The organism is Sphingobacterium sp. Lzh-3, from assembly GCF_046764375.1.
In the GTDB taxonomy this organism is placed as follows: Bacteria; Bacteroidota; Bacteroidia; order Sphingobacteriales; family Sphingobacteriaceae; genus Sphingobacterium.
Genome location: NZ_CP177226.1, coordinates 5,637,671 through 5,661,797, shown reverse-complemented (window position 1 = coordinate 5,661,797; position 24,127 = coordinate 5,637,671). Strand labels below are relative to the sequence as shown.

18 protein-coding genes are annotated in these 24,127 nt (G+C 41.1%); 8 read left to right on the top strand and 10 right to left on the bottom strand.

The genetic code is table 11. From position 1 onward, the window contains the following. Positions 1-23: 23 nt before the first annotated feature. The 8 genes from ACLCDV_RS23760 to ACLCDV_RS23725 all read left to right on the top strand — a co-directional run bounded on the left by ACLCDV_RS23760 (position 24) and on the right by ACLCDV_RS23725 (position 13,205). A complete protein-coding gene (locus ACLCDV_RS23760; protein WP_317669355.1) occupies positions 24-893 on the top strand; it encodes an AraC family transcriptional regulator in 870 nt (289 codons plus the stop codon). Positions 894-946: 53 nt separating this feature from the next. Beyond that, positions 947-1,987, top strand: a complete 1,041-nt coding sequence (locus ACLCDV_RS23755; RefSeq protein WP_411972403.1) for an RNA ligase family protein — start codon at positions 947-949, stop codon at positions 1,985-1,987. A gap of 388 nt (positions 1,988-2,375) precedes the next feature. Beyond that, complete coding sequence (locus tag ACLCDV_RS23750; RefSeq protein ID WP_317669357.1) at positions 2,376-5,390, top strand: TonB-dependent receptor; 3,015 nt, start codon at positions 2,376-2,378, stop codon at positions 5,388-5,390. Between the two features lie 41 nt (positions 5,391-5,431). Further along, positions 5,432-7,060: a RagB/SusD family nutrient uptake outer membrane protein gene (locus ACLCDV_RS23745; protein WP_317669358.1), complete on the top strand. Its 1,629-nt coding sequence runs from the start codon at positions 5,432-5,434 to the stop codon at positions 7,058-7,060. Positions 7,061-7,199: 139 nt separating this feature from the next. Next, positions 7,200-9,020 carry an aryl-sulfate sulfotransferase gene (locus ACLCDV_RS23740; protein WP_317669359.1) on the top strand — a complete coding sequence of 607 codons (1,821 nt, stop codon included), beginning with the start codon at positions 7,200-7,202 and terminating at the stop codon, positions 9,018-9,020. A gap of 31 nt (positions 9,021-9,051) precedes the next feature. Beyond that, complete coding sequence (locus tag ACLCDV_RS23735; protein ID WP_411972402.1) at positions 9,052-10,266, top strand: glycosidase; 1,215 nt, start codon at positions 9,052-9,054, stop codon at positions 10,264-10,266. Between the two features lie 113 nt (positions 10,267-10,379). After that, positions 10,380-11,279, top strand: coding sequence for an endonuclease/exonuclease/phosphatase family protein (locus ACLCDV_RS23730; protein ID WP_411972401.1), 900 nt, complete (start codon positions 10,380-10,382; stop codon positions 11,277-11,279). A gap of 42 nt (positions 11,280-11,321) precedes the next feature. Further along, positions 11,322-13,205, top strand: a complete 1,884-nt coding sequence (locus ACLCDV_RS23725; RefSeq protein ID WP_411972400.1) for a sodium:solute symporter family protein — start codon at positions 11,322-11,324, stop codon at positions 13,203-13,205. A gap of 131 nt (positions 13,206-13,336) precedes the next feature. Here the strand turns inward: ACLCDV_RS23725 and ACLCDV_RS23720 are convergent, their stop codons facing one another. The 10 genes from ACLCDV_RS23720 to ilvN all read right to left on the bottom strand — a co-directional run bounded on the left by ACLCDV_RS23720 (position 13,337) and on the right by ilvN (position 24,124). Continuing rightward, the gene (locus tag ACLCDV_RS23720) at positions 13,337-13,852 is read right to left on the bottom strand and encodes a DUF2911 domain-containing protein (protein ID WP_317669363.1); all 516 of its coding nucleotides are present in this window, start codon (positions 13,850-13,852) and stop codon (positions 13,337-13,339) included. A gap of 153 nt (positions 13,853-14,005) precedes the next feature. Further along, positions 14,006-15,253, bottom strand: coding sequence for a threonine ammonia-lyase IlvA (gene ilvA / locus ACLCDV_RS23715; RefSeq protein WP_075994373.1), 1,248 nt, complete (start codon positions 15,251-15,253; stop codon positions 14,006-14,008). A 213-nt stretch (positions 15,254-15,466) separates the two neighbouring features. Continuing rightward, complete coding sequence (locus tag ACLCDV_RS23710; protein ID WP_286832229.1) at positions 15,467-16,630, bottom strand: 2-isopropylmalate synthase; 1,164 nt, start codon at positions 16,628-16,630, stop codon at positions 15,467-15,469. 41 nt (positions 16,631-16,671) lie between these two features. Further along, positions 16,672-17,745, bottom strand: a complete 1,074-nt coding sequence (gene leuB / locus ACLCDV_RS23705; protein ID WP_088163110.1) for a 3-isopropylmalate dehydrogenase — start codon at positions 17,743-17,745, stop codon at positions 16,672-16,674. Between the two features lie 177 nt (positions 17,746-17,922). Then, entirely contained in the window at positions 17,923-19,401 is a 1,479-nt protein-coding gene (locus ACLCDV_RS23700) for an ATP-binding cassette domain-containing protein (RefSeq protein ID WP_411972399.1), read from the bottom strand. Continuing rightward, complete coding sequence (gene leuD, locus ACLCDV_RS23695) at positions 19,395-19,985, bottom strand: 3-isopropylmalate dehydratase small subunit (RefSeq protein ID WP_333625789.1); 591 nt, start codon at positions 19,983-19,985, stop codon at positions 19,395-19,397. Before leuD ends, ACLCDV_RS23700 begins: the two co-directional genes overlap by 7 nt. 10 nt (positions 19,986-19,995) lie before the next feature. Next, positions 19,996-21,393 carry a 3-isopropylmalate dehydratase large subunit gene (leuC, locus tag ACLCDV_RS23690; RefSeq protein ID WP_313267485.1) on the bottom strand — a complete coding sequence of 466 codons (1,398 nt, stop codon included), beginning with the start codon at positions 21,391-21,393 and terminating at the stop codon, positions 19,996-19,998. A 134-nt stretch (positions 21,394-21,527) separates the two neighbouring features. Then, positions 21,528-23,009 carry a ketol-acid reductoisomerase gene (gene ilvC / locus ACLCDV_RS23685; protein WP_201669670.1) on the bottom strand — a complete coding sequence of 494 codons (1,482 nt, stop codon included), beginning with the start codon at positions 23,007-23,009 and terminating at the stop codon, positions 21,528-21,530. A gap of 45 nt (positions 23,010-23,054) precedes the next feature. Then, positions 23,055-23,519 (bottom strand): DinB family protein, encoded by a 465-nt coding sequence (locus ACLCDV_RS23680; protein WP_317669366.1) that lies wholly within the window; start codon positions 23,517-23,519, stop codon positions 23,055-23,057. A gap of 14 nt (positions 23,520-23,533) precedes the next feature. After that, on the bottom strand, positions 23,534-24,124 hold the full coding sequence (ilvN, locus tag ACLCDV_RS23675) for an acetolactate synthase small subunit (RefSeq protein ID WP_070570155.1): 591 nt from the start codon (positions 24,122-24,124) through the stop codon (positions 23,534-23,536). Positions 24,125-24,127: the final 3 nt, after the last annotated feature.

Below are 24,127 nucleotides of genomic sequence, written 5' to 3'. Positions count from 1 at the left end.
TTACTGGAGGGGAAAATCCAATTATGAGACCTGATATATTTAGAGAGAAATCGCCATTATCTTCCGATGACTGCTTTGTGGTCTTCGATCGGAGAAAATCTTCCTTTACGTTTCCTGTACATATTCACCCAGAATATGAGCTCAATTATGTTGAGGGGGCAGTGGGGGCACAACGTATCATTGGCAACTCGATAGAGTCTATTGGCGAGCGGGATCTGGTACTCATTGCAAGTCCTGAGCTTGAACACGCCTGGAAAGATGGCGATTGCCAATCGAATGATATTCATGAGATTACGATTCAGTTTCACCCTTCATTAATTGAACAGTATCTGGATAAAAAACAGTTTGCAAGTATACAGCAGTTATTATCCAAAGCTTCGCGTGGTGTAGTTTTTGGGAAAGACACAGTAGATCGGGTATTACCGCTGTTACGCATATTGACTTTGGAAAGAGACGGATTCTATTCGGTTATGAAACTTTTGGTGTTGCTGTATGAATTGTCTAAGGGTGAAGATATCCGTGTATTATCCACGGCGACCAATACGGTATTGAGCAATAGCGAATTGATGATGGGACGACTACAAGAATATATCGTTACCCATGTAAATAGAGAATTGAGCCTGCCGATGGTTGCGGCCGTAATGAATATGAGCAAATCAACATTTTCCCGTTTTCTGAAATCGACTACAGGAATGAATTTTACAGATTATCTGCTCGATTTTAGGATCAATATGGCTGTGCGATTACTGAAAGAAGAGACCTTGATTGCCGATATTGTCGAACAATGCGGCTTTAACAGCGTTTCGTATTTCTACCGTGTATTTAAAAAGAAAAAAGGCCTCACTCCCGTCGAGTATAGAAATAGCCTCCGCAAGCAACAGATGATCATCTAGTTTACCGTTATTTATTTCTTATTTTTAAGGCGAGAAAGCGAAAACGATTCTATATGTCTATTTTTTCAGGATACGAAAAGATGCCCGATAAAATTAAGAAAATTGGGCTCAGTGAGAAAGCAATGTCCCAGCTCGGTAAAATAAAATGGGTAGTTACAGAAAAAGTACATGGCGCCAATTTTAGTTTTTCCTATCAACTGGGAGAATTAAAATTTGCAAAAAGAAGAGAATACCTGGAGTGGGCATCCGATTTCTTTGGATATCAGCTTGTCGTAGCGCGTTTGGAAAGCAATATGATGTGTTTGTTTGAACGCCTAAGTTTATCTTATCCCGAAGCGCATTATATTGTATACGGCGAGTTGTTCGGTGGTGTTTACCCCCATAAGGAGGTTGCCGTAGTGCCACACCTGCAAGCTATTCAAACAGGTGTATATTATAGCCCTGATATTCATTTCTATGCCTTTGATATTGCTATTATTGATAAGTTCGGCCAGAAACACTATTTAGATTATCAAACTTCAATCAGCTATTTTGAGGAGTTTGACCTTTTTTATGCTAAACCGCTATTTATAGGGAAGATGAATGAGGCACTAAATTTTAATCTTCGAATGAATTCTAGTATCCCTGGACGTTTGGGCTTGCCAGAACTGAAAGACAACCTCATTGAAGGCGTTGTAATTAAACCTTATGATTCCGAAAAAATGCAGTTGGAACAAGAACGTCCAATTATCAAACTCAAGAATCCTGAATTCAATGAGCAATTAAAATTCCATGAGGCTGAAAAATGGTCTTTTATTCCGGATGTCAGTTCGAAGAGCGAAAATCTTTCTTTCCTTGTGGCGGCCATGCGGACATATGTGACGCAAAACCGGCTCAATAGCGTGATTTCTAAAATTGGGGCCCTAGATCTAAGCAATGTCGACCGGGTTCGCGACCTTCAGTCAGAGTTTCTTGCGGATATTTTTATCGATTTTAACGAACAAAATCAATATATTTTGGATGATTTGACGTCAGAAGACCGTGAATGGATTGACGAAAGGTTGAAGTCCGATATTGATAAAGAAATGCAAAAAGCACGTTCGTCGGGCTTATAATTTTTTTTCAACGGTCTCAACGCTATTTTGTTACTGATTTTTATTGGTCTCCTTACTAGATAATTCAATGTAAGTGAGTCCAAAGTTCAATGAAATAACTTCTTTGTTTCGTAATTGACTGTATTTTAGTCTATTATTTGATTTCTGTTTACTGTTTTTTTTATCTCCTTAGTTTTCCCTTCTATTTTGCGCAATCGTTTGTGTTGACTTTTTCGTGTTTTTTCCAACGGAAATATGAATGAAAAGTACAATACAAATGAGTTGATCTTGCTATTTACGGCATCTCCTTTTCTCTAATTTCGTCAAACAAACCAATAGAAGAATACCAATTAAGTATAGACATATTATACAAACCATCTATTTATTGTAAACCTTAAATACACACAATATGAGAAAAACAGCTTTACTACTCTTACTTTCCACTTATGGGAGCTTAGCTTTTGCACAGCAATCCCAAAAGGTGAGGGGCAAAGTCCTCGATGCGGATAATAAGCCAGTGGCAGGAGCTACGGTCAATATCAAGGGGAGCGCCAGCGGAACGAAAACAGATGCCGATGGTTCTTTTACACTTGATGTTGCGAAAGGCAAAACCTTAAAAATTACCTACGTGGGGATGAAGGAGCAAGAGGTGCTTGTCAATGATGCATCAACCTATAGTATTGTACTTCAGTCGGGCACGGAGTTAGATGAAGTGGTGGTGATCGGCTATGGTACGGTGAAAAAAAGTGATTTGACCGGTGCAGTGGCATCCGTGACGGGCAAGGATCTACAATCTAATTTAGCTAAAAGTGCTGCGGGTGCATTACAGGGCCGCGTTGCCGGGGTGACTGTATCAAATGCCGGTGGAACGCCGGGCGCTGGTATGAGTATCAATATCCGTGGTATAAGCTCTTTGGGCAACAATACACCGCTTTATGTTATTGATGGCGTATTCGGTGACATCAATTTGGTGGATCCAAATGATATTGCTTCCTTGGAAGTATTGAAGGATGCGTCAGCAGCTGCCATCTATGGATCTAGGGCAGCCAATGGTGTCGTCCTTATCACGACTAAAGGTGGGCATAGAGCATCACCCGCTACTGTTGGTATAAATGCCTATACGGGGGTCCAAAGTATTCCTAAGAAATTAAAAGTAATGGATGGTCCACAATGGAAACAATTTATGACGGATCAAAAAGAGCTACCAGTTCAAGCGGAAAGTTTTAATGCGAATACCAATTGGCAAGATGAAATATATCATGTTGCTCCCGTCAATAAAATTAATCTAGATATCGCCGGTGGTGGTGAAAGATCTACTTATAACGTGTCTGCGGGCTATTTGGATCAGGAAGGTATTCTGAAAACAACAGGTTATAAGGCGTTTAACATACGTAGTAAAAATACATTCAGTTTTTTTAATGAACATCTTAGGGTAGGAAATACTTTTTTGGTGAAATCGGGTGATCGTAAATTTTCACATTTGGTCATCACAGATGCACTTCGTCAAAATCCACTGTTACCGATTTATGATTCCAATATTGTTGGAGGCTATTCAACCTATGCCCCATGGATGAAAAACTTGGATAATCCAGTAGGTAACTTAAACTTGAATAATAATCACGTCTACCAGACGGATATTATGTTGAATGGATATGCAGAAGTAGATTTATTTGTTAAGGGTTTAAAATATAGGTTAAACGTTGGGGTTAATAGAACTTCTGGAAGAAATTATGCCAAAGCGGATAGACGTCCCGATGGTACGGCCATATTACAATCTTCACTCAATGAAAGTGCTTTCTTCAATAATCAGTGGTTGATCGAAAATACATTGCATTATGATAATACTTTTGATAAGCACACGATTTCTTTGTTGGCGGGTTATTCCGCTCAAGAAAATACCAATAGAGGATTTGGAGCTTCTAGGCTCAATATTCCTTTTGGTACCGATGCAATTAATGCGGGTGGATTGGATGGTCAAACGACATCTGGAAGCTTGCAGGAAGAGGCACTAATTTCACAGTTTGGCCGTGCTATGTACAGTTACGATAGCCGTTATATGTTGACAGCAACTGTTCGTCGTGATGGCTCTTCCAAATTTGCAGATGGTTATCGTTATGGTGTGTTCCCTTCGGTGGCTTTAGGATGGAATGTGATGAACGAGCATTTCTTTGAAAAGGCAAAAAATACAATCAATGAATTGAAAGTTCGTGCAACTTATGGTCGATTAGGGAATCAAAATATCGCCAATTATACAACACAAAGTCTTACTTCATATGGCTTTAACTACATACAGGGAGGAGCCTTATGGTTGGGATCTAGTACAGGTATCGGCTGGACATCGCCAGTGAATCTAACTTGGGAGGAAACTGAAACTAGCAACGTTGGTCTGGACTTGGCCTTCTTGCAAAATAAGTTGAGCATTAGTACTGATTATTATGTGCGTGATACGAAGGGCATTCTGTTGGGAATCAATCGGCCCTCTTCAGCCGGACTTCAGGGATCACCTATTATGAATGCAGGTACAATTCGAAATAAAGGATTCGAGTTTTTAGCTACCTATAGAGACAAGGTTGGCGAAGTGAATTATAACATCGGGGTAAATGCTTCTACAGTGAAGAATGAGATGAAAGCCGTAACAATTGGTACAGTTCAGGAATTTGGCGGATTTAACCCAAATAACGATGGTACGATTACATGGGCGAAGGTGGGCTATCCAATTGGAGGTTTTTGGCTTATCCAGACTGATGGATTGTTCCAGTCAGATGCTGAAGTTCAGGCCTATAAATCGGCTGATGGTAAGGTGATTCAATCTACAGCCAAAGCTGGAGATATCAAGTTTGTTGACTATAACGGCGATGGGCAGATTAATAATGATGACCGTCAATATGCTGGAAGTCCTTATCCGAAATTAGCTTATGGTATCAGAGGAGGGTTAGATTATAAAGGTTTTGATTTTGCGTTTTTCTTTGATGGCATGTATGGTAACAAGGTTTATAACTATACCCGTGCTCGGATGGAAGGAACCAGTGATATTAATAATTACTCCATAGATCTTTTAAATTCGTGGACACCAAGTAATACCAATACCGATATTCCACGTTATACTCGGCAGGATTTGAATGATAATAAACGACGCGTAAGTGATCGTTGGTTGGAAAGTGGGGCTTTTTTCCGTTTAAAAACAATAGAGTTTGGCTATACTTTGCCTTCTGAGTGGCTAAGCAAAGCAAGCCTGAAGAATGCTCGTGTTTTTGTGGCAGGAGAAAATCTATTTACTGTAACAAAATATAAGGGATACACACCTGATGTAGGGATGAATTCTGATGAGAATGGTGGCGGATCAGGACCTATGACTGCTGGTACCGATTATGGTCGTTTCCCCTTAGCGCGTACTATTATGTTTGGTATACAAGCTAACTTTTAATAGGCGGTTGGTTTAATAGTAAAAAATTTAAAATGACAAAAATGAAAATTTCGATAAAAAGATATACGGTAGCTGCAGCAGTTCTTTTGTTTATGGGAAGCTGTAGCAAGGATTTTCTAAATCGTACCAATCCGAATCTCCCTGTTGAGGCAACTTATTGGACAACAGAGGCAGATGCGGTGGCTGCGATTCCAACAATCTATTCTCCCATCCGTAATCAAATGTATGGTTATTATGGCGCATTTACAGGCTATCAGACAATGAACCGCGCTGACGATATGTGGTTTTTGGTTGGCGAAGAACCTCATACTTGGCAGCTAATCAATTTTATTAATACACCTGGAACGGGGGGGAGTGATTTCGGGAGTCTATACAATGGTATTAACAGAGCCAACGTATTTATGAAAAATATAGACCGGGTGACAATGGATTCCGAAAAAAAGAAGCAGCTGATCGGTGAAGTTCGTTTTCTACGAGGGATGTACTATTTTTTATTGGCGGCTAATTATGGTGATGTTCCCTTGCGTTTAACACCAGCTACAGATGAACCTAATGGTGAGAATATTGCATCGTCACCTGAAGCGGAGATTTGGAAACAGGTGATCTCTGATTTTAAGGCTGCCAAAGATGGGTTGCCGGTCAGTAGGCCTTCCTCAGAATCAGGAAGGGTAACCAAAGGCGCTGCTATCGCTTACCTGGGGAAAACGTTGGTCTATAACAAACAATACGGAGAAGCTGAGACAGAGTTGAAGGCCTTGTTGACGGCACCATATAATTATGATTTGGTGGACAATTTTGAGGATAATTATAAGGAGACAACTAAGTTCAATAAGGAATCGGTTTGGGAACTAGCTTATGATGGGCGTCTCAGTGCCGGTGGCGTTTGGGGAGACGATTGTGCTTCCTGTCAGCTAGGATTTGTATTACCTAATTTTGCTGGACCTGGTGCCAGCGGTGCTTGGTTCAAACTGGTGCCTGGTATTTCTGTTGTCCGCGACTTTATCTCAGAAGAACGTCCAGCAGGGTCGGATACTCGTTTTGACAAGCGTATGTACGGCAGTTTTTACTGGAAATATTCTGATTATGAAACGGGCCTAACCGACGGCGCATGGTATGGTAATCTTTCTTTTGATGATCTTTGGAAAGAATCTTTGAGTAAAATTTCAGTTAACGCTGGACTTGTATATCCGACTATTAATGGAAAGGCAGGGCGCTTCCTACTTAAAAAATATACTAATTTTTATATCAATAAATCTGGCTCTAATAGTATGTATGATGCCGCAAATCGAAATAACAATCTTCGTGTGTTTCGTTTTGCAGAAGTATTGTTGCTTCACGCTGAGGCTTGTGTGAAAAATGGGAATTTGGCCGGAGCAGCATCTAGCTTAAAACGCATTCGTGATCGAGCTGGATTGGCTAATAAAACTTGGGCAAATGCGGATGCACTAATGAAGGAAGTTGTGAAGCAAAATGAATTGGAGTTTTTCTTCGAAGGTCATCGTTTCTTTGATTTGAAACGTTGGTATACACCGACAGAAATGAAACAGATCTTTGTGGATAATAAAAAGCAAGGGGCAGATAATTTCCAACCTAAGCATTATTACTTGCCTATTCCAGAGGGAGAAATAAATACAAACTCGAAGATCCAACAGCATCCGTTGTGGCGATAGGCTCGGCAATGCTTTCGAAAGCTTGATTGACACTGAAAAATTTCTTCTCGATTCCACAGTTGAGTGTTAGTTTTTCCGGTGGAGGGTAGACGCCCTCTGCCGGAATATTTTTTTAAATTTCTTTTAAATCTAATAAAATATGATTGCAATACAGCGAATATGTAGCATTTATACTGCTTCGATTTTGTCTGGTATGTGCTTGGTTCTGTTGTTGTTTTCCTGTAAAAAGGACCAGGGAAATGCACCCGAATTGCCTACTAAGCTGGCGTTGACATCAAAGATTGAAACAGGCGAACTCTTAATCAAAGTCAATCAGAATACACAGGAATATATCTTCAATTTTGAAAAAGGAGCCATAAATATTCCTGTCCAAGATATCGTCAAGATGACTCCTAATCCGGATCGATGGGTTACTAATCTCACATTCAGTGACGGTTCGGAACTGACTGTGCCTACAAAAGGAACTTCACTCGATTTTATGGTTGAAGCAATCCGGCTCGATCCTTCAGGATACAACCCCTTATCGGCCTTAGTAGATGTTGGATTGCCAACCTTTGGTCGTGTAAGGGTGCAAGTACATGGTAAACATGGTGAACTAGGCAACATCACACATCTTTGCACGAGTGAAACACAACGTCAAAGTGTTCCTATATTCGGGTTGTACGCAGATTATGATAATGTCGTTGATCTTACTTTTACTGATTTCGCAGGTAATGAGCGAGGAAGTACTACTGTTCATATCCGTACTCAGCCACTTAAGGTAGCAGATTTTCCAAGATGGAAGATTGTGAAGAGTCAAACGGAAAAAATGGAACCTGGTTTAAATTTGGTGAGTTATCCTGGCCAGAGTGAGCTAGATACTTCTCTGCCTTATATGATTGATAGTGAGGGTGAGATACGTTGGTTGTTGCTGTTGAAGAAATCACCTGATTTACAAAAATTTGCTGGATCTATAGGTCTTAAGCGAACAAAAAAAGGAACCTTCATCGCCGGCGATCAATCTGTACAACGTGTGGTTGAAATGGACATGTTTGGTAATTTGATCAATCAATGGGATCTCGCAAGACTAGGCTATGGATTCCATCATGAAATTACCGAATCTGCTAATGGAAATTTCCTGATCAATGTAACCAAAGTTGCAGCCCATCTAAATAATGGAGAGCCGCGCGTTAACGATCATATCATTGAACTGAATCCTCAAACAGGTAGTTTGGTAAATGAATGGGATCTTGCCAAGCAGCTCGATACAACGCGTTATATCAGGCCAGATGGTATTACACCACCGGCATTCTCACAGAGTCCAAACAACTGGGTCCATAACAATTCAATTACAGAAATTGGAGAGAATTTATTGGCTACAGCACGCTATCAGGGGATTTTCAGTTTTAACCATTCGGGAGTGACGCAATGGATTATATCCCCCCATAAAAATTGGGGAGCTAAATACCAGACCTTGTTGCTGAAGCCAATTGCCGAAGATGGTACAGCAATTACAGACCCAGCAGTGATCAATGGGGATGCTGCAGTTGCAGGTTTTGATTGGCCGTGGGGGCCGCATACACCTGTCGCGTTGGCCAATGATCGTATTTTAGTCTTTGATAATGGATATAATCGGCAATGGAAATCAAATTTTGCTCCCGGTGTGATCAGCTATAGCCGGGTCGTGGAATACAAGGTTGACCTGACCAATAAAACAGTACAGCAAGTATGGTCTTATGGAAAGGATCGTGGAGAAGAGGGATTTTCACAGGCCATATCAGGGGTACAATATCTGCCAAAGACGGGACATGTGTCGTTTTGTCCAGGGATGGGAGTCAAAACAAGTATAGGGATAGGCGGACGTGTTGTAGAAATTGATCCAAAAACAAAGGAAGTGATATTCGATCTTGAGGTCGCTACCGGTAGCGGTACAGCATTCCATCGTGTGACACGGATGCCACTTTATCCCGAAAACTTGTAAAGTAACTATATTTTTGAACTGAACTAAATTTATGGCCGAATCATTTGAACGTCAGCAAGCTTATATTATCGAATCACAACGCTTATTACTGGAAAGAGTCAATGTTGAACTGTCTAATCCAGGAAAAATTGTTAAGCGTTATTTATACCCTGTTATTACCAAAGAACATATCCCCTTGACCTGGCGTTATGATTTTAATCCATTGACAAACCCACTTTTTCTAGAGCGAATCGCCTTCAATTCAACAATGAATGCGGGGGCACTCTACTGGCAAGGAAAGTATCTGTTGTTTGTTCGTGTGGAAGGGGCAGATCGGAAATCATTTTTTGCAATAGCAGAAAGTGAAAATGGAGTGGATAATTTCCGTTTTTGGGATCAGCCATTGGTTCTTCCGGATTTGGATCAAGAGGAAACAAATGTATATGATATCCGGCTGACCGCTCATGAAGACGGTTGGGTGTATGGTATTTTTTGCAGTGAAAAACGCGATGTAGCAGCTGCTCCCGGGGATCTCTCCAGTGCCGTTGCTTCAGCAGGCATTATTCGATCCAAAGATTTGAAGCACTGGGAGCGTTTACCCAATCTGAAAGCGAGCAGTCAACAGCGAAATGTCGTTTTGCACCCCGAATTTGTACAGGGGAAATATGCCCTCTATACACGGCCACAAGATGATTTTATCCTAGCAAAACGTGGTGGCGGAATTGGATGGTCATTGATTGATGATATTAAAAATGCCGTTGTTGTTGAAGAACAAATTATCAACAAACGTTTTTATCATACCATTAAAGAACTGAAAAATGGTGAGGGACCTGCACCTTTAAAAACGGCGAAAGGGTGGCTGCACCTTGCCCATGGCGTGCGTGGCACGGCTGCGGGCTTACGCTATGTGCTCTATATTTATCTGACAAGTCTGGACGATCCAAGCCAATTGATCGCCGAGCCTGCGGGGTATCTGATGGCTCCGGAGGGAGAAGAACGGATCGGTGATGTTTCCAATGTGTTGTTTTCTAATGGTTGGATCATGAATGCCAATGGTATGGTTTATATCTACTACGCATCGAGTGATACACGAATGCATGTTGCGGTATCCTCGGTTGACCGGCTTTTGGATTATTGCCTTAATACAGCACCCGACGGCCTTCGCTCGGCAACCTCGGTTGACAATGTCCTCCAGCTTATTGGTCGCAATGCGCTATATACCATGGAATCTGAAATTTGTTCCCGAAATGATGTGAAACGAGCCTGATAATAGATGTGAAATTGAAAGCCGACCTTCTATTTTAGATCGCATAGCCCGGCTTGTCGTTAGTTATATAAAGCTTATTGTTAGTTATAAAATCGATATTTAGGAGTGTAAAAATGAAAAATCTGATCAAGTTTTATGGGGTGATTACTTTACTCTTGCTGTGTTTGACGGTGAAATCTCAGGCCGATCAACCGCTAAAGATAATTTCTTACAATATCTGGAATGGATTTGAACATACGAAAACAAAAGCGGATAAATTTGTCCATTGGATGGAACGACAGCAACCGGATATTGTTGCTTTAGAAGAACTGGTTGATTTTAAACAGGCCGATCTTCAACAGCTGGCCGAATCCTACGGACATCATTACAGGGTCTTACTCAAGGAGAAGGGCTATCCGGTAGGAATTACATCTCGCTATCCGATTACCCTGATCAAAGCTCAGGTGGATGGGTTTTGGCATGGTATGCTGCATGTTAAAATTAAAGATATTGACATTATAGTCACACATCTCAGCCCTTTTTCCTGGAAGTATCGATTAAAAGAAGCACAGCAGATTGTGGATTATATCAAAAGTAATTCCTTGAATAACTGTATGATCCTGGGTGATCTCAATGCTTATTCCCCATTGGATGCAATTTGGCTGGAACACAAAGCACCACTAAGAAAGAATTTATCGAATTGGGATCAAGCGCATCCAGAATATGGCAATATGCGTGGCCAGCGTTTTGATTATAGTGTGCTGTCGACTTTTATTGCAGCAGGCTTTGATGATTGTATCGGACGTACTGTATTTCCGGAAAATAAGCGGGTCAGTTTTCCAACAGCAACACTATATGGCTGGAATTGGGGTGACAGCCGATTAGCTGAAGTGTCGGAAAGGCTAGATTATATCTTATTGTCGGAACGATTGTCGCCTTTGGTTCAGCAGGTCGAAGTGCACAATGGTCCTGATCTCGAAGGAATATCAGATCATTACCCAGTTTCGGTCGTGATTGGCCAATTGGAGATGTAGAAATATAATTGTAGATTGCGGTTGACCACGAGAAGAATATTCATGGAACTTTCCGTAATAGATATAGTGATCATTGTCTGTTATTTGCTGACGATGATTGTCATTGGCCTGATTCTTAAAAAGCGAGCTTCTAAGGATCTCGACTCTTATTTCTTGGGAGGGAAGTCACTTCCTTACTATATGCTTGGTATTTCTGATGCATCGGGGATGTTCGATATTTCGGGCACGATGTGGATGGTTTATCTTGCCTTTGTCTATGGCCTTAAGAGTATGTGGATTCCTTGGTTATGGCCTGTCTTTAATCAGATTTTCCTGATGGTTTACCTTTCGGTATGGCTGCGGCGTTCAAATGTGTTGACAGGTGCTGAATGGATCCGGACCCGTTTTGGGCATGGTAAGGGTGCAGATGGAGCTTACACCATCGTCATTCTATACGCCATTGTAGCGGTATTGGGTTTTCTATGTTATGGATTTATCGGAATCGGTAAATTTATGGAGGTATTCTTCCCCTGGGAACAGCTTTCGCGCTTCATTCCGTTAACTATTGACCCAATGAATGTTCCCCAGTTGTATGGCATATTTTTTACCGCTATTACGACATTTTATGTCATGCTTGGCGGCATGCATAGTATCGTTTGGGCAGATATGGTGAAGTTCGGAATCATGATTGTATCCGGCATTGCAATCGCAGTGATCGCAATACAGCAGGTAAGTCCTGAGTTGTTGGCCGCCAATACACCCGCGGGATGGGACTCTCCCTTCTTTGGCTGGCATTTGGACATGGACTGGAGTAAGGTACTCCCTTCTATTATGGACAGAATAGCCCATGATCAATACAATCTGTTTACCATATTTGTGATGATGATGCTTTTCAAAGGTATTTTCATGAGTATGGCCGGGCCCGCGGCCAACTACGATATGCAAAAGATTCTTGCTTGTCGGTCACCAAAAGAGGCCGCGTTAATGAGCGGTTCGGTATCTGTTATCTTGCTGATCCCACGTTATCTGATGATCATGGGTTTTACGGTGTTAGCGCTTGTGTTCTTTCGGGACGAATTTACAGCAATGGGAAGCCATATGGATTTTGAGATCATATTACCCAAAGCAATTAGTCGTTTTGGGAAGGTTGGATTGACAGGTTTATTATTGGCTGGACTGCTGGCTGCTTTTATGTCTTCTTTTGCTTCAACGATAAATGCAGCACAAGCGTATTTGGTCAATGATGTCTTGCTGAAATTTTTTTATCGTTCGGCTTCGTCTAAAAAACAGATTCGTTTGAGTTATATTGTTTCTGTTTCTGTGGTTGTCTGTAGCACGATCATCGGATTATATGTCCAAAACATCAATTCGGTACTACAGTGGATCGTTTCGGCACTCTATGGTGGATATATTGCCGCGAATGTGCTTAAGTGGCATTGGTGGCGATTTAATGGGACCGGATTTTTTTGGGGAATGTTGACAGGCATATTCGGCGCAATTATTCTGCCTCAGTTTTTCCCACATACTTTGCCGCTTTATTATTTCCCCTTTTTATTTGTCCTATCCTTACTGGGCTGCCTACTTGGAACTTGGTTATCTAAGCCAACAGCGGAATCGGTGTTGGTCGATTTTTATGTTCGTGTTCGCCCCTGGGGATTTTGGGGGCCAATTCACCAAAAAGCGTTGGAGAAATACCCCGATCTTAAAGCGAACAATCACTTTAAGCGCGATCTATTTAATGTTGGGGTGGGGATTGTATGGCAATGCTGTTTGACCTTAATTCCGATGTATATTGTTATTCAACAGGGACAGGGCTTACTAACTAGTATACTGATATTAGGTATTACCACACTGATTCTTAAAAAGAACTGGTATGATAAGATGTGCCGCGATGAGGCCGAATACGATGCTTTTATGACAAAATATGGGATGAATAAAGCGGATTGATAAGCAAATAAGTTTTTTTTAAAAAAATAAGGCTGAAAAAAGCGAAGAATGATGTAATCGGACGGTCTGTTGTTTGATTAAAAAATCGTTCGATCGTACCGTACCGATTACATTGATAATGCGTTTTTAATTTAGTTGCTCGCTTTAACCGTAAATGGAACAACATACTGTCCCCATTCCAAGGAGATAGTGCCTTGCGGAGTAGCGTTGATCTTAAATTGTTCCTGTGAGGTACTTGCAGTTGCGTTGCTTACGGAAACGCGGAGCGCATCTTCGTTGGCATCATATTTTGTTCCCCACTGATTCCACACTTTATTAAACATAATTGTTGTTTCGTGTTCCCCAGGGATACTGTAAAGACCATATTTTCCAGCGGCTAATTTCTTGCCTTCAACCAATACATCTTTATTAAATTCGATGGTGGTCGCTTCATTCGCTCCAGTACGCCATACAATGCCGACAGGGGCGATATCAACACCAAGCTGACGGCCTTTCAAAGAAGGGCGGCTATAATTAATGTCGATCGTGACACCATCGGTGGTGGTTACTTTGGTGTTGTCTGGAGGACTCGGGCGTTTACTTTTGTCGGTCTGAGCAAAGGTAAGTTGACCTATTAAGGTCAGGATTGTTAAAATTAGTACTCTCATTTTGCGTATATTATTGATTAAACAATTAAATATAAGGTTTTTAAATTATGGAATTGTTAGTTTTTTTTGAAGACTTTGGGTGAGGTGTTTTGGTTATATAAACGGGAAAAGCCAGGATATGAATCACTGGCTCTTTTCATTTATACCTATTATTTAAACAAGATATTCAAATAGTGTCTGGTCTTTGTTGATTTCAATGACATCAAACTTGTATTCTTTCATGCGTTCAATCAATGTTTCGTAATCCTCAGGCTTGTTGAGCTCAATGCCGACTAGCGCTGGACCTCTTTCGCGTTCTGTTTTTTTGATAAACTCAAAACGGGTAATATCATCCTTAGGTCCCAATACTTCAGAAACGAAGAGTTTCAATGCACCTGGGCGTTGTGGGAAACGAACGATAAAATAATGTTTGTATCCTTCGTAAAGCAGAGACAATTCTTTGATTTCACTCATGCGGTCGATATCGTTGTTTCCACCGGATATGATACAGACGACTTTCTTGCCTTTAATTTCATCTTTGTGAAATTCAAGAGCAGCTACCGATAAAGCACCCGCGGGCTCAACGACAATGGCATCCTTATTATACAGCTCTAGGATACAGGTACAGATCTTTCCTTCAGGAATAGAGCGTGTATCATCCAACAATTGTTTGGCAATTTCAAATGTCGTTGCACCGATCTTTTTAACGGCGGCCCCATCAACAAATTTGTTGATATGCTCGAGCTCGATCGGTGCGCCATGTGTCAAAGCCGCTTGCATAGAAGGAGCTCCTTCGGGTTCAACGCCATAACATTTGATCGCTTTGTTTTTACTCTTCAGGTAATAGCTTGCTCCCGCGGCAAGTCCACCGCCACCAATTGGGATAAATATGGCATCCATATCGGGAAGATCTTGTAAAGCTTCAACGGCCACAGTACCCTGTCCTTCCACAACTTTGAGATCATCAAATGGCGGGATGAAAGTCATGCCATGCTCTTCTGTGTAGGCCAGCGCCGCTTTTTGACAGTCATCAAAAGTGTCTCCGGTCAAGATAATCTCTACATTACCGTTACCCCACATTTCCGTTTGTGAGATCTTTTGGCGTGGTGTCGGACCCGGCATAAATATCACACCTTTGATGTCGAGTTTATTGCAGGAGAAAGCAACGCCTTGGGCGTGGTTACCTGCACTCGCACATACAACGCCGCGTTGTCGCTCTTCCGCTGTTAAGGAGATAATTTTATTGTAGGCACCGCGTAATTTATAGGAACGTACGACTTGTAAATCTTCCCGTTTGAGATAGACTTCGGCACCGTATTTTTCGGACAGATGCCGATTATATTGAAGCGGTGTTCTGTTGACCACAGACTTGATGCGGTCAAGTGTAGCTTCTGAATTGATGTTTAAGGTTGATAGATTCATTGTTAGATGATTGCCTAGTTAAGGTAGCAAATAAAACGCAGATATTCGCTGTTATATGAGAGATTCTACCTATACAGTGTTTAAATTTAGTTGATTTTGAATGGAAGACCGTCTGAACACATGCTAAAATAATAATCAGCTATGTGTCATGTGGATCCTTTTAAAAAAATGTACTTATGATAAAAAAAGGCTGCATCTGCAGCCTTCCTTTTTTTATATTTTTTCCTGGATGAGGCTTTTTAGGTCATCATCACAAATATTTTTCTTTTCGTCGGCTAAAACCAGGAAACGTTGATAGCAATCTGCTAAATCATCTTTTTCAAGATGGAAACCTAAACGCTCCAAATGGTGCTTAAGGGCATGTCTACCTGAACGAGCTGTCAGGATAATATCAGCTTCATCCAAACCAACATCTTCTGGTCTGATGATCTCATAGTTTTCGCGGTGTTTTAGGAAACCATCTTGGTGAATACCCGAGCTATGCGCGAAGGCATTACGGCCAACGATTGCTTTATTCGGTTGGACAGGCATGTTCATCATTTCACTTACCTTGCGCGATAAGTACGTAAACATGCGGCTATCGATGTTTGATGTTAAGCTTCCAAACGACTGGTTGTGTACTTTAAGGATCATGGCTACTTCTTCAAGCGACGTGTTTCCGGCACGTTCACCGATACCGTTGATTGTACATTCTACCTGGCGGGCTCCATTTTGAATGGCAGCGATAGAATTTGCTGTTGCAAGTCCTAGGTCATTGTGACAATGTGCGGAAATAATTGCCTGATCGATATTGCGCACATTCTCCTTGAGATACTTGATTTTTGACCCATACTGATCCGGTAAACAATAACCGTTTGTATCAGGGATGTTGACCACCGTAGCACCAGCCGCAATGACCGACTCAACCATTTTAGCTAGAAATTCCAAGTCTGCGCGACCAGCATCTTCTGCATAAAACTCGACATCTTCCACATAGGATTTGGCATGTTTTACAGCCGCAACAGCACGTTCTAAAATTTCTTCTCTTGTGCTGTTGAATTTATATTTGATATGCATGTCCGAAGAACCAATACCGGTATGGATGCGTGGGCGTTTGGCATATTTTAATGCCTCGGCAGCTACGTCAATATCGTTTTGATTGGCACGGGTCAATGCACATATAATAACATCGTTCACCGCTTTAGATAATTCTACCACCGATTGAAAATCACCAGGGCTAGACACTGGGAAACCGGCTTCGATAATATCTACCCCTAGTTTTTCCAGGTCTTTAGCAATCTCAATTTTCTCCGGAGTGGTTAATTGGCAGCCTGGTACCTGTTCGCCATCACGTAAGGTGGTGTCGAAAATGTAAAGATGATTAGGATCGTGTAACATAATTTCTTAATTCAAAAGATTTACAAATTAAAAAGGGTATACTATTTAATAAACTCCAATACTTTTTCACCCATTTCCTGAGTACCTAAGATTTTTGAAGCTTCTGTGCTGCTGTTGGCAATATCACCGGTTCTCCAACCCGCTTTTAATGTTTCAGCTACAGCGTTGGTAACAGCTTTTGCTTCTTCCTGTAAACCAAAGCTAATATCAAGCATCAAGGCTGCAGATAAAATCGAAGCAAGTGGATTTGCTTTGTTTTGACCAGCGATGTCATGAGCGGAACCATGAATAGGCTCGAAGAAGCCTGTACCATCACCTACAGAGGCAGAGGCCAACATGCCCATAGAGCCTGCGATCTGTGAGGCTTCGTCCGTCAAGATATCACCAAAAAGGTTGGCTGTCAATACCACATCGAATTTCTTCGGATTTTTAACCAATTGCATGGCTGCATTATCGATAAACATGTGCTCGGTTTCAACATCCGGATATTCTTTTGCGATTTCCTGGACCACTTCTCTCCACAGACGGGATGTTTCCAATACATTGGCCTTATCAACAGAGCATAATCTTTTGTTACGTGTGCGTGCTGCATCATAAGCTTTACGCGCGATACGTTCAACCTCGTAACGGTGGTAGTTCATCAGATCTGACGCAAAGGTGTTGTCCTCATTGCGGTTTTTTTCACCAAAATACACATCACCTGTCAATTCACGGAAGAAAAGGATATCTGTACCTTGAAGAATTTCAGGCTTTAAACTCGAAGCATCCAATAACTCGTCGAATAAAAGGATTGGACGAAGATTTGCATAAAGACCTAGTTCTTTACGGATTTTCAACAAGCCTTGTTCAGGTCTTACTTTAGCAGAAGGATCATTATCATACTTGATATGGCCAATGGCGCCGAAAAGGATCGCATCAGAAGCTTTTGCTTTCGCTAATGTTTCATCAGGAAGAGGATTGCCCGTAGCTTCAATTGCAGTATGACCCATGATAGCTTCATCAAAGCTGAATTCATGACCATAATTTTCACCGATTTTTTCTAAAACTTTTTTACCCCAAGTTGTTACTTCTTGGCCGATGCCATCTCCAGGTATGATTAAAATATTTTTCTTCATTGTATTTTTAGTATTGAGCTATCAGCGATATGTATATTGAAACTTTGGAAGATAGGCCTAAGCCCAATTGTATTGTCTTTATTTTTGACTTTTGATTCCCAGTGTTTTGCCGATAGCTTGATTCTCTTTTTATTTTTTTGTTCTTGTTTTCGAATTAATTGAAGTTATCCACATTTTTTATGTTGATAAAGGCTCTTTTTTGTGGATAACTTTGGATACAGCCTTTACTTCTCCTTTTTCCAACACGATTTTATTGTCAATGCAGGTTGGAAGTTGTGTCTGGAAGTGTCCTACATAAATGAGCGTTTGGCCACTTTTACTGAGGTCATCAATGACATCGTTGAAATACTGGGTCTGCTCTTTATCTAAGCCTTGACAAGGTTCGTCCAAAATCAGTAATTCTGGATGCTTCACGATCGTGCGGGCCAATAGGGCCAAACGTTGTTGGCCTAATGGTAACGACCCCAAGGTTTTGTGTTTGACCTCTTTAAGGTCAAAAAAATGGAGAATTTGCTCGAGCTTTTGCTGTTGTTCAAATCCTAATCGTTGGTATAAGCTCATGGAGTCAAAAAATCCAGAAGCAATAGTCTGCCCAACGTTGGCATTCATATCATAGTACCAATGCAATTCTGGCGATATAATACCCAAATGTTCTTTGATATCCCAAATGCTTTCTCCAGATCCTCTTTTTTTGCCAAAAAGATGGATATCATTGGCATAGGCCTGTGGATGATCGCCGTTGATGAGGCTGAGCAACGTGGATTTTCCAGAGCCATTATGCCCTTGTAACAACCATTTTTCGCCGGCTTTTACTTCCCAGTCAATATTCTTTAAGACTTGTTTTTCGCCGTAAGAAATATTGATCTTGTTCATTTTTACCATGATCGGAGAAGTTACTTCTGGGGCGCGTTGCAAAAAATAAGGGAGTGCTTTTCTTGTGCGGGGCAATCCTCTGGATAGCGCATTGCTATTTTGGCGAATAACAATCTTCCCATGTTGGATCTCCGCAAAACGATTGATGCAGCTTGGTTGTTCATCATCATTACTAATGAGCAACAAAGAAACGCCTTTATCTGCAAGTTGATCAAAAATCTGATTAAGATCTTCCCGAGACTGTGCATCTAGTCCTGTATAAGGCTGGTCGATAATGAGCACCTGAGGTTGAAGCCACAGCGCTTTGACCAATTGCAGCCTCTTGTGTTCGCCACTCGAAAGTTCAATCAACTGCTGATCTTTGAAATTTTCGAATCCAAAAATGTTCAGGTAAGAACGTACGTTTTCAAAAGAAAGCTGTTCTTCTTGCGCAAAATGTTTCAACTCAGCAAAAACCGTTAATGTATCGTTTTTTGCAAATTTGTTGTAGCGTTGTTGGTAATAGAAATTGCGATCGCCTTCAAGATTGGTAAATTGAAACCAATTGGAAACGTAGTGAATTTTTGCCGGCAGTGGGCTTGTTGGATCAAGGTGGAATGTAATCTCGCCTTCATACTTCAATTGCCCGGCAATCGCTTTTGCAAGGGTGGTTTTTCCTGTACCGCTCGGACCGCCTAAGATCCATTGTTCGCCAGGAAAAATTTGCCAATTTAAGTCGTGCAGTACGGTATCTTTACCGTACTGAATGGTTAAATTGGCAATATGGACGACAGGATCTACCATTGTCTGTTTGCTTCAAATGCTTCGATTGAATCTTTCTGGTTAAGGATAAAATCAATGTCATCATATCCATTGATCAAACATGATTTTTTGTATGGATTGATTTCAAACTCAAATTGATCACCTGTCTCTGTCAACATGACTGTTTGTTTCTCCAGATCGACGATTATTTCAGTTTTAGGATTTTGGTGCACCAATTCGAAAATTTTTGCCAAAAACTCTTCGGGTACCTGAATCGGTAATACACCATTGTTAAGGGCATTTCCTTTGAATATATCGGCAAAGAATGAGCTGATGACCACGTCAAAACCATAGTCTTGAATAGCCCATGCAGCATGCTCGCGGCTTGAACCACAACCAAAGTTTTTACCGGCAACCAATATTTTCCCTGTATAGGTCGGGTTGTTCAGTACAAAGTCAGTTTTGGGCTGATTGTCTGTATCAAAACGCCAGTCGCGGAATAAATTATCACCAAAACCTTCACGCGTGGTTGCTTTTAGAAAGCGTGCGGGAATAATTTGATCGGTATCAATATTTTCGATAGGTAGAGGGACTACCGGTGACGTTAAAGTTTCAAATTTTTTCATTTTTTTCTGCTTAGATCAACTCTCTTACATCTGTTACTTTACCTGTTACTGCCGCTGCTGCTGCTGTCAAAGGAGATACCAGCATGGTGCGGGCATTCGGTCCCTGACGCCCTTCGAAATTTCTATTTGAAGTCGAAACGCAATATTTACCAGCAGGGATTTTATCTTCGTTCATACCTAAACATGCGGAACATCCTGGTTCACGTAACTGGAATCCTGCCGCTTCAAATATTTTATCCAAGCCTTCTTCTTTAGCTTGTTTTTCTACTTGTTTTGAGCCCGGTACAATCCATACTTCCACGTCTTGTGCTTTTTGCTTGCCTTTAACGAATGAAGCTACTTCACGTAAATCTTCAATACGGGAATTGGTACAACTTCCGATGAAAACATAATCAACACGGTTGCCTAAGACTGTTGAGTCATCTTTAAAGCCCATGTAATCCAATGCTTTTTGGTACGATGGCCTTTCTGATTCCGGTTGTGCATTAGTTGCTGGAATATGCTCCGCGATACCCATACCCATGCCTGGGTTGGTACCATAAGTAATCATTGGCGCAATGTCTGCAGCATCAAAAGTCAACACTTTATCAAAAATGGCATCTTCGTCAGAATACAATGTTTTCCAGTACGCTAGGGCTTTATCCCATTCCTCACCTTTCGGTGCGAATTCACGGCCTTCTACATAGTCGAAAGTGATCTGATCCGGAGCAATTAAGCCTCCACGTGCACCCATTTCGATACTCATGTTACAAATGGTCATACGTGCTTCCATGCTTAATGAGCGGATCGCTGAACCAGCATATTCAATAAAGTAACCCGTACCACCCGCAGCAGAGATCTTGGAGATGATATATAGGATGATATCTTTTGCCCCAACGCCTTTTTGAAGGGTACCGTTGACTTCAATTTTCATTGTTTTTGGCTTCGACTGCAATAAACATTGCGTTGCGAAGACCTGTTCAACCTGAGAGGTTCCAATACCAAAAGCAATAGCTCCAAATGCACCATGTGTTGAGGTATGACTATCGCCACAGACCATCGTTTTACCTGGTAGGGTGATCCCCAGCTCCGGACCAATAACGTGTACAATCCCTTGGTATGGATGCCCCAAACCATATAACTCAATACCAAATTCAGCACAATTTTTGGTGAGCATATCAACTTGATAACGGGATAGCTCTTCTTTGATCGGTAAATGTTGATTGAGGGTCGGTACGTTGTGGTCGGCAGTAGCTACCGTTTGTTTTGGACGAAAAACTGGGATTCCTCTTTTACGCAAGCCATCGAAAGCTTGAGGTGAAGTAACTTCATGAATCAAGTGGGTATCGATATATATAATATCCGGAAAACCTTCTTCACGCTTGACGACGTGCGCATCCCAAATCTTTTCTACTAATGTTTTTGACATTTTTTATTCTCTCTTATGTTATTTTTATATGAACCAAGGTGATATTGCAAATGTCTCAATATCACCTTGGTTTCAATATACTAAATTACGAAATATTCATGATTTTTGGAGCATGTATAATCTCGTATGAACTTTTAAACAGTTTTGATCGCTTTCATTGCGGTCATCGCTTTACGCAATTTGCGACCAACGATTTCTACAGGGTGATCGCGCAAAATTTCATTGATAGCAACCAATTGTGCGTTGTCAACTGCAGCGTCTCTGCCCTCGTTGAAGTTTTTACCTACTAAGTCCGTGTCAACAGTTTTCATGAAGTCTGCTAATAACGGTTTACAAGCCTGATCGAATAAGTAACAACCATATTCAGCTGTATCAGAAATCACACGGTTCATCTCGAACAATTTCTTACGTGCGATTGTGTTAGCGATCAATGGTGTTTCGTGCAATGATTCATAATACGCTGACTCAGGTTTGATACCCGCTTCAACCATTGTTTCGAATGCCAATTCAACACCTGCACGGATAAATGCAACCATTAATGTATAGTTATCGAAATATTCTTGCTCGTTGATTTTAACATCACCAGCTGGCGTTTTTTCAAATGCAGTTTCGCCCGTTTCAGCTCTCCATTTCAATAGGTTAGCATCACCGTTTGCCCAGTCTTCCATCATCGTCTTGCTAAAGTGGCCTGACATGATATCATCTTGGTGTTTTTGGAATAAAGGACGCATGATGTCTTTCAGTTCTTCGGAGATCTCAAAAGCTTTCACTTTCGCAGGATTGCTCAAACGATCCATCATACCGCTTACACCACCATGTTTCAAGGCTTCCGTGATAACTTCTACACCATATTGTACCAATTTGGATGCATAACCAGCCTCAATTCCTTTTTCGACCATTTTGTCAAAAGATAAGATGGAACCTGTTTGTAACAATCCACAAAGAATCGTTTGTTCACCCATCAAATCTGATTTTACTTCAGCTACGAATGAAGACTTCAATACACCTGCTTTATGGCCACCTGTTCCCACACAATATGCTTTTGCTTCTGCCCAGCCTTTTCCTTGTGGATCATTCTCCGGGTGAACGGCGATCAAAGTCGGAACACCAAAACCACGAAGGTATTCTGCACGAACCTCAGAACCCGGACATTTTGGAGCAACCATGATAACCGTAATATCTTTACGGATCTGCATACCTTCTTCAACGATGTTGAAACCGTGTGAATACGATAACGTAGCGCCTTCTTTCATCAAGGGCATTACCGCATTGATTACTGAAGTGTGTTGCTTATCTGGTGTCAAGTTGATAACCACATCCGCAGTAGGGATCAATTCTTCATAAGTGCCTACGTTAAAGTTATTGTCTGTAGCATTTTTCCAAGAATCTCTTTTTTGTTCAATAGCCTCTTTACGTAATGCATAAGAAACGTCCAGTCCGCTATCTCTTAAGTTTAAACCTTGGTTCAAGCCTTGCGCACCACATCCTACGATTACGATTTTTTTACCTTTTAAAGCGTTTACACCATCCGTGAATTCGGTGTTGTCCATGAATTCAGCGTGACTTAATTGTTCTAACTGCTCTCTAAGCGGTAAGGTGTTGAAATAATTTGCCATTGTTTTACTTTCTTTCTGTTATTGGTTGTTGATTATTTATTTTAATTATTGTACTAATCTGCGTTGAGCCATTGCGTAACCGAAATGAACGTTATCGTGTCCTGATGTCAGGGCAATCACTTCTTCAATACTCTCCATCGGATAACCATAGGTTGCTGTTGAAAAGGAAGTGATTTCTCCGAAAACACCATTTTCATAATCAGCTGCAATTTGCTCAATACTGCGGATTGCGATTTCTTTCAATTCATCAACCTCTGCTTGTTCAACAAAGCGGGTTGGCTTGGTGTCTTTTTTATAATCTTCGTTATATTTTACCCAAGTCGTATCAGCTTTAATTCCAGTACGGACATAGATCAAGGTCTGTGTACTGACAACAATGTGCGCAAAATTCCAGATGATATTGTTGTTAAATCCCGCTGGAATTTTGTTAAGTTGTTCAATGGAAAGGCCGTCAAGTAATTCAATGAATTTCTGACGTGACTTTAAGATAAATTTAAATGTCTCTTGCATAATACTATTAAAGCTTACATCGTAAATACGTCATCTCTTTTGTCGAGATACTCGTTTTCTACAATTTCTATCGATGGTTCCTTGGCTTCAAACTGAACCAATTTGGAATGGAAGCCCGCACTATCTTTAATGATGGCGATACGTGCGCCACGGACAAATTCGATCAAACCATATTTGGTCAATTCTTCTGTCAACTTATCGATCTCCTCGCGGTGACCTGCAGTTTCAAATACGATATAGTCGTTGCGGATCACAACGACGTTGGCACCATATTGACGTAGCAAACGCTCTACATATACCTTTTCATTGACAACATCGGCAGGGACCTTATATAAGGCTTGTTCTTGCCATATTACTTCATCATTGGTATTGTAGTAGGCTTTAAGAATGTCAATTTGTTTTTCTAACTGACGGCAAAGCTTACGCAGTACATCCTCTGCCTCTGTAATGACAATGGTAAATCGATGTATTCCTTCTACTTCAGAAGGGGAAGTATTCAAGCTTTCAATATTGATTTTTCTTCTTGAAAAGATTGTTGAGATCCGACCGATAAGACCGATTGAATTCTCTGTATATAGGGTGATGGTATATTCTTGTTTTTCCATGTT

Bases quoted from the DNA above. Each gene is read 5' to 3' on its own strand.
- ACLCDV_RS23745 (WP_317669358.1), top strand. From the start codon at position 5,432: ATGAAAATTTCGATAAAAAGATATACGGTAGCTGCAGCAGTTCTTTTG.
- ilvC (WP_201669670.1), bottom strand. From the start codon at position 23,009: ATGGCAAATTATTTCAACACCTTACCGCTTAGAGAGCAGTTAGAACAA.
- leuB (WP_088163110.1), bottom strand. From the start codon at position 17,745: ATGAAGAAAAATATTTTAATCATACCTGGAGATGGCATCGGCCAAGAA.
- ACLCDV_RS23680 (WP_317669366.1), bottom strand. From the start codon at position 23,519: ATGCAAGAGACATTTAAATTTATCTTAAAGTCACGTCAGAAATTCATT.
- ACLCDV_RS23710 (WP_286832229.1), bottom strand. From the start codon at position 16,630: ATGTTACACGATCCTAATCATCTTTACATTTTCGACACCACCTTACGT.
- ACLCDV_RS23700 (WP_411972399.1), bottom strand. From the start codon at position 19,401: ATGGTAGATCCTGTCGTCCATATTGCCAATTTAACCATTCAGTACGGT.
- ACLCDV_RS23725 (WP_411972400.1), top strand. From the start codon at position 11,322: ATGGAACTTTCCGTAATAGATATAGTGATCATTGTCTGTTATTTGCTG.
- ACLCDV_RS23735 (WP_411972402.1), top strand. From the start codon at position 9,052: ATGGCCGAATCATTTGAACGTCAGCAAGCTTATATTATCGAATCACAA.
- leuD (WP_333625789.1), bottom strand. From the start codon at position 19,985: ATGAAAAAATTTGAAACTTTAACGTCACCGGTAGTCCCTCTACCTATC.
- leuC (WP_313267485.1), bottom strand. From the start codon at position 21,393: ATGTCAAAAACATTAGTAGAAAAGATTTGGGATGCGCACGTCGTCAAG.
- ACLCDV_RS23760 (WP_317669355.1), top strand. From the start codon at position 24: ATGAGACCTGATATATTTAGAGAGAAATCGCCATTATCTTCCGATGAC.
- ACLCDV_RS23730 (WP_411972401.1), top strand. From the start codon at position 10,380: ATGAAAAATCTGATCAAGTTTTATGGGGTGATTACTTTACTCTTGCTG.
- ACLCDV_RS23720 (WP_317669363.1), bottom strand. From the start codon at position 13,852: ATGAGAGTACTAATTTTAACAATCCTGACCTTAATAGGTCAACTTACC.
- ilvN (WP_070570155.1), bottom strand. From the start codon at position 24,124: ATGGAAAAACAAGAATATACCATCACCCTATATACAGAGAATTCAATC.
- ilvA (WP_075994373.1), bottom strand. From the start codon at position 15,253: ATGAATCTATCAACCTTAAACATCAATTCAGAAGCTACACTTGACCGC.
- ACLCDV_RS23750 (WP_317669357.1), top strand. From the start codon at position 2,376: ATGAGAAAAACAGCTTTACTACTCTTACTTTCCACTTATGGGAGCTTA.
- ACLCDV_RS23755 (WP_411972403.1), top strand. From the start codon at position 947: ATGTCTATTTTTTCAGGATACGAAAAGATGCCCGATAAAATTAAGAAA.
- ACLCDV_RS23740 (WP_317669359.1), top strand. From the start codon at position 7,200: ATGATTGCAATACAGCGAATATGTAGCATTTATACTGCTTCGATTTTG.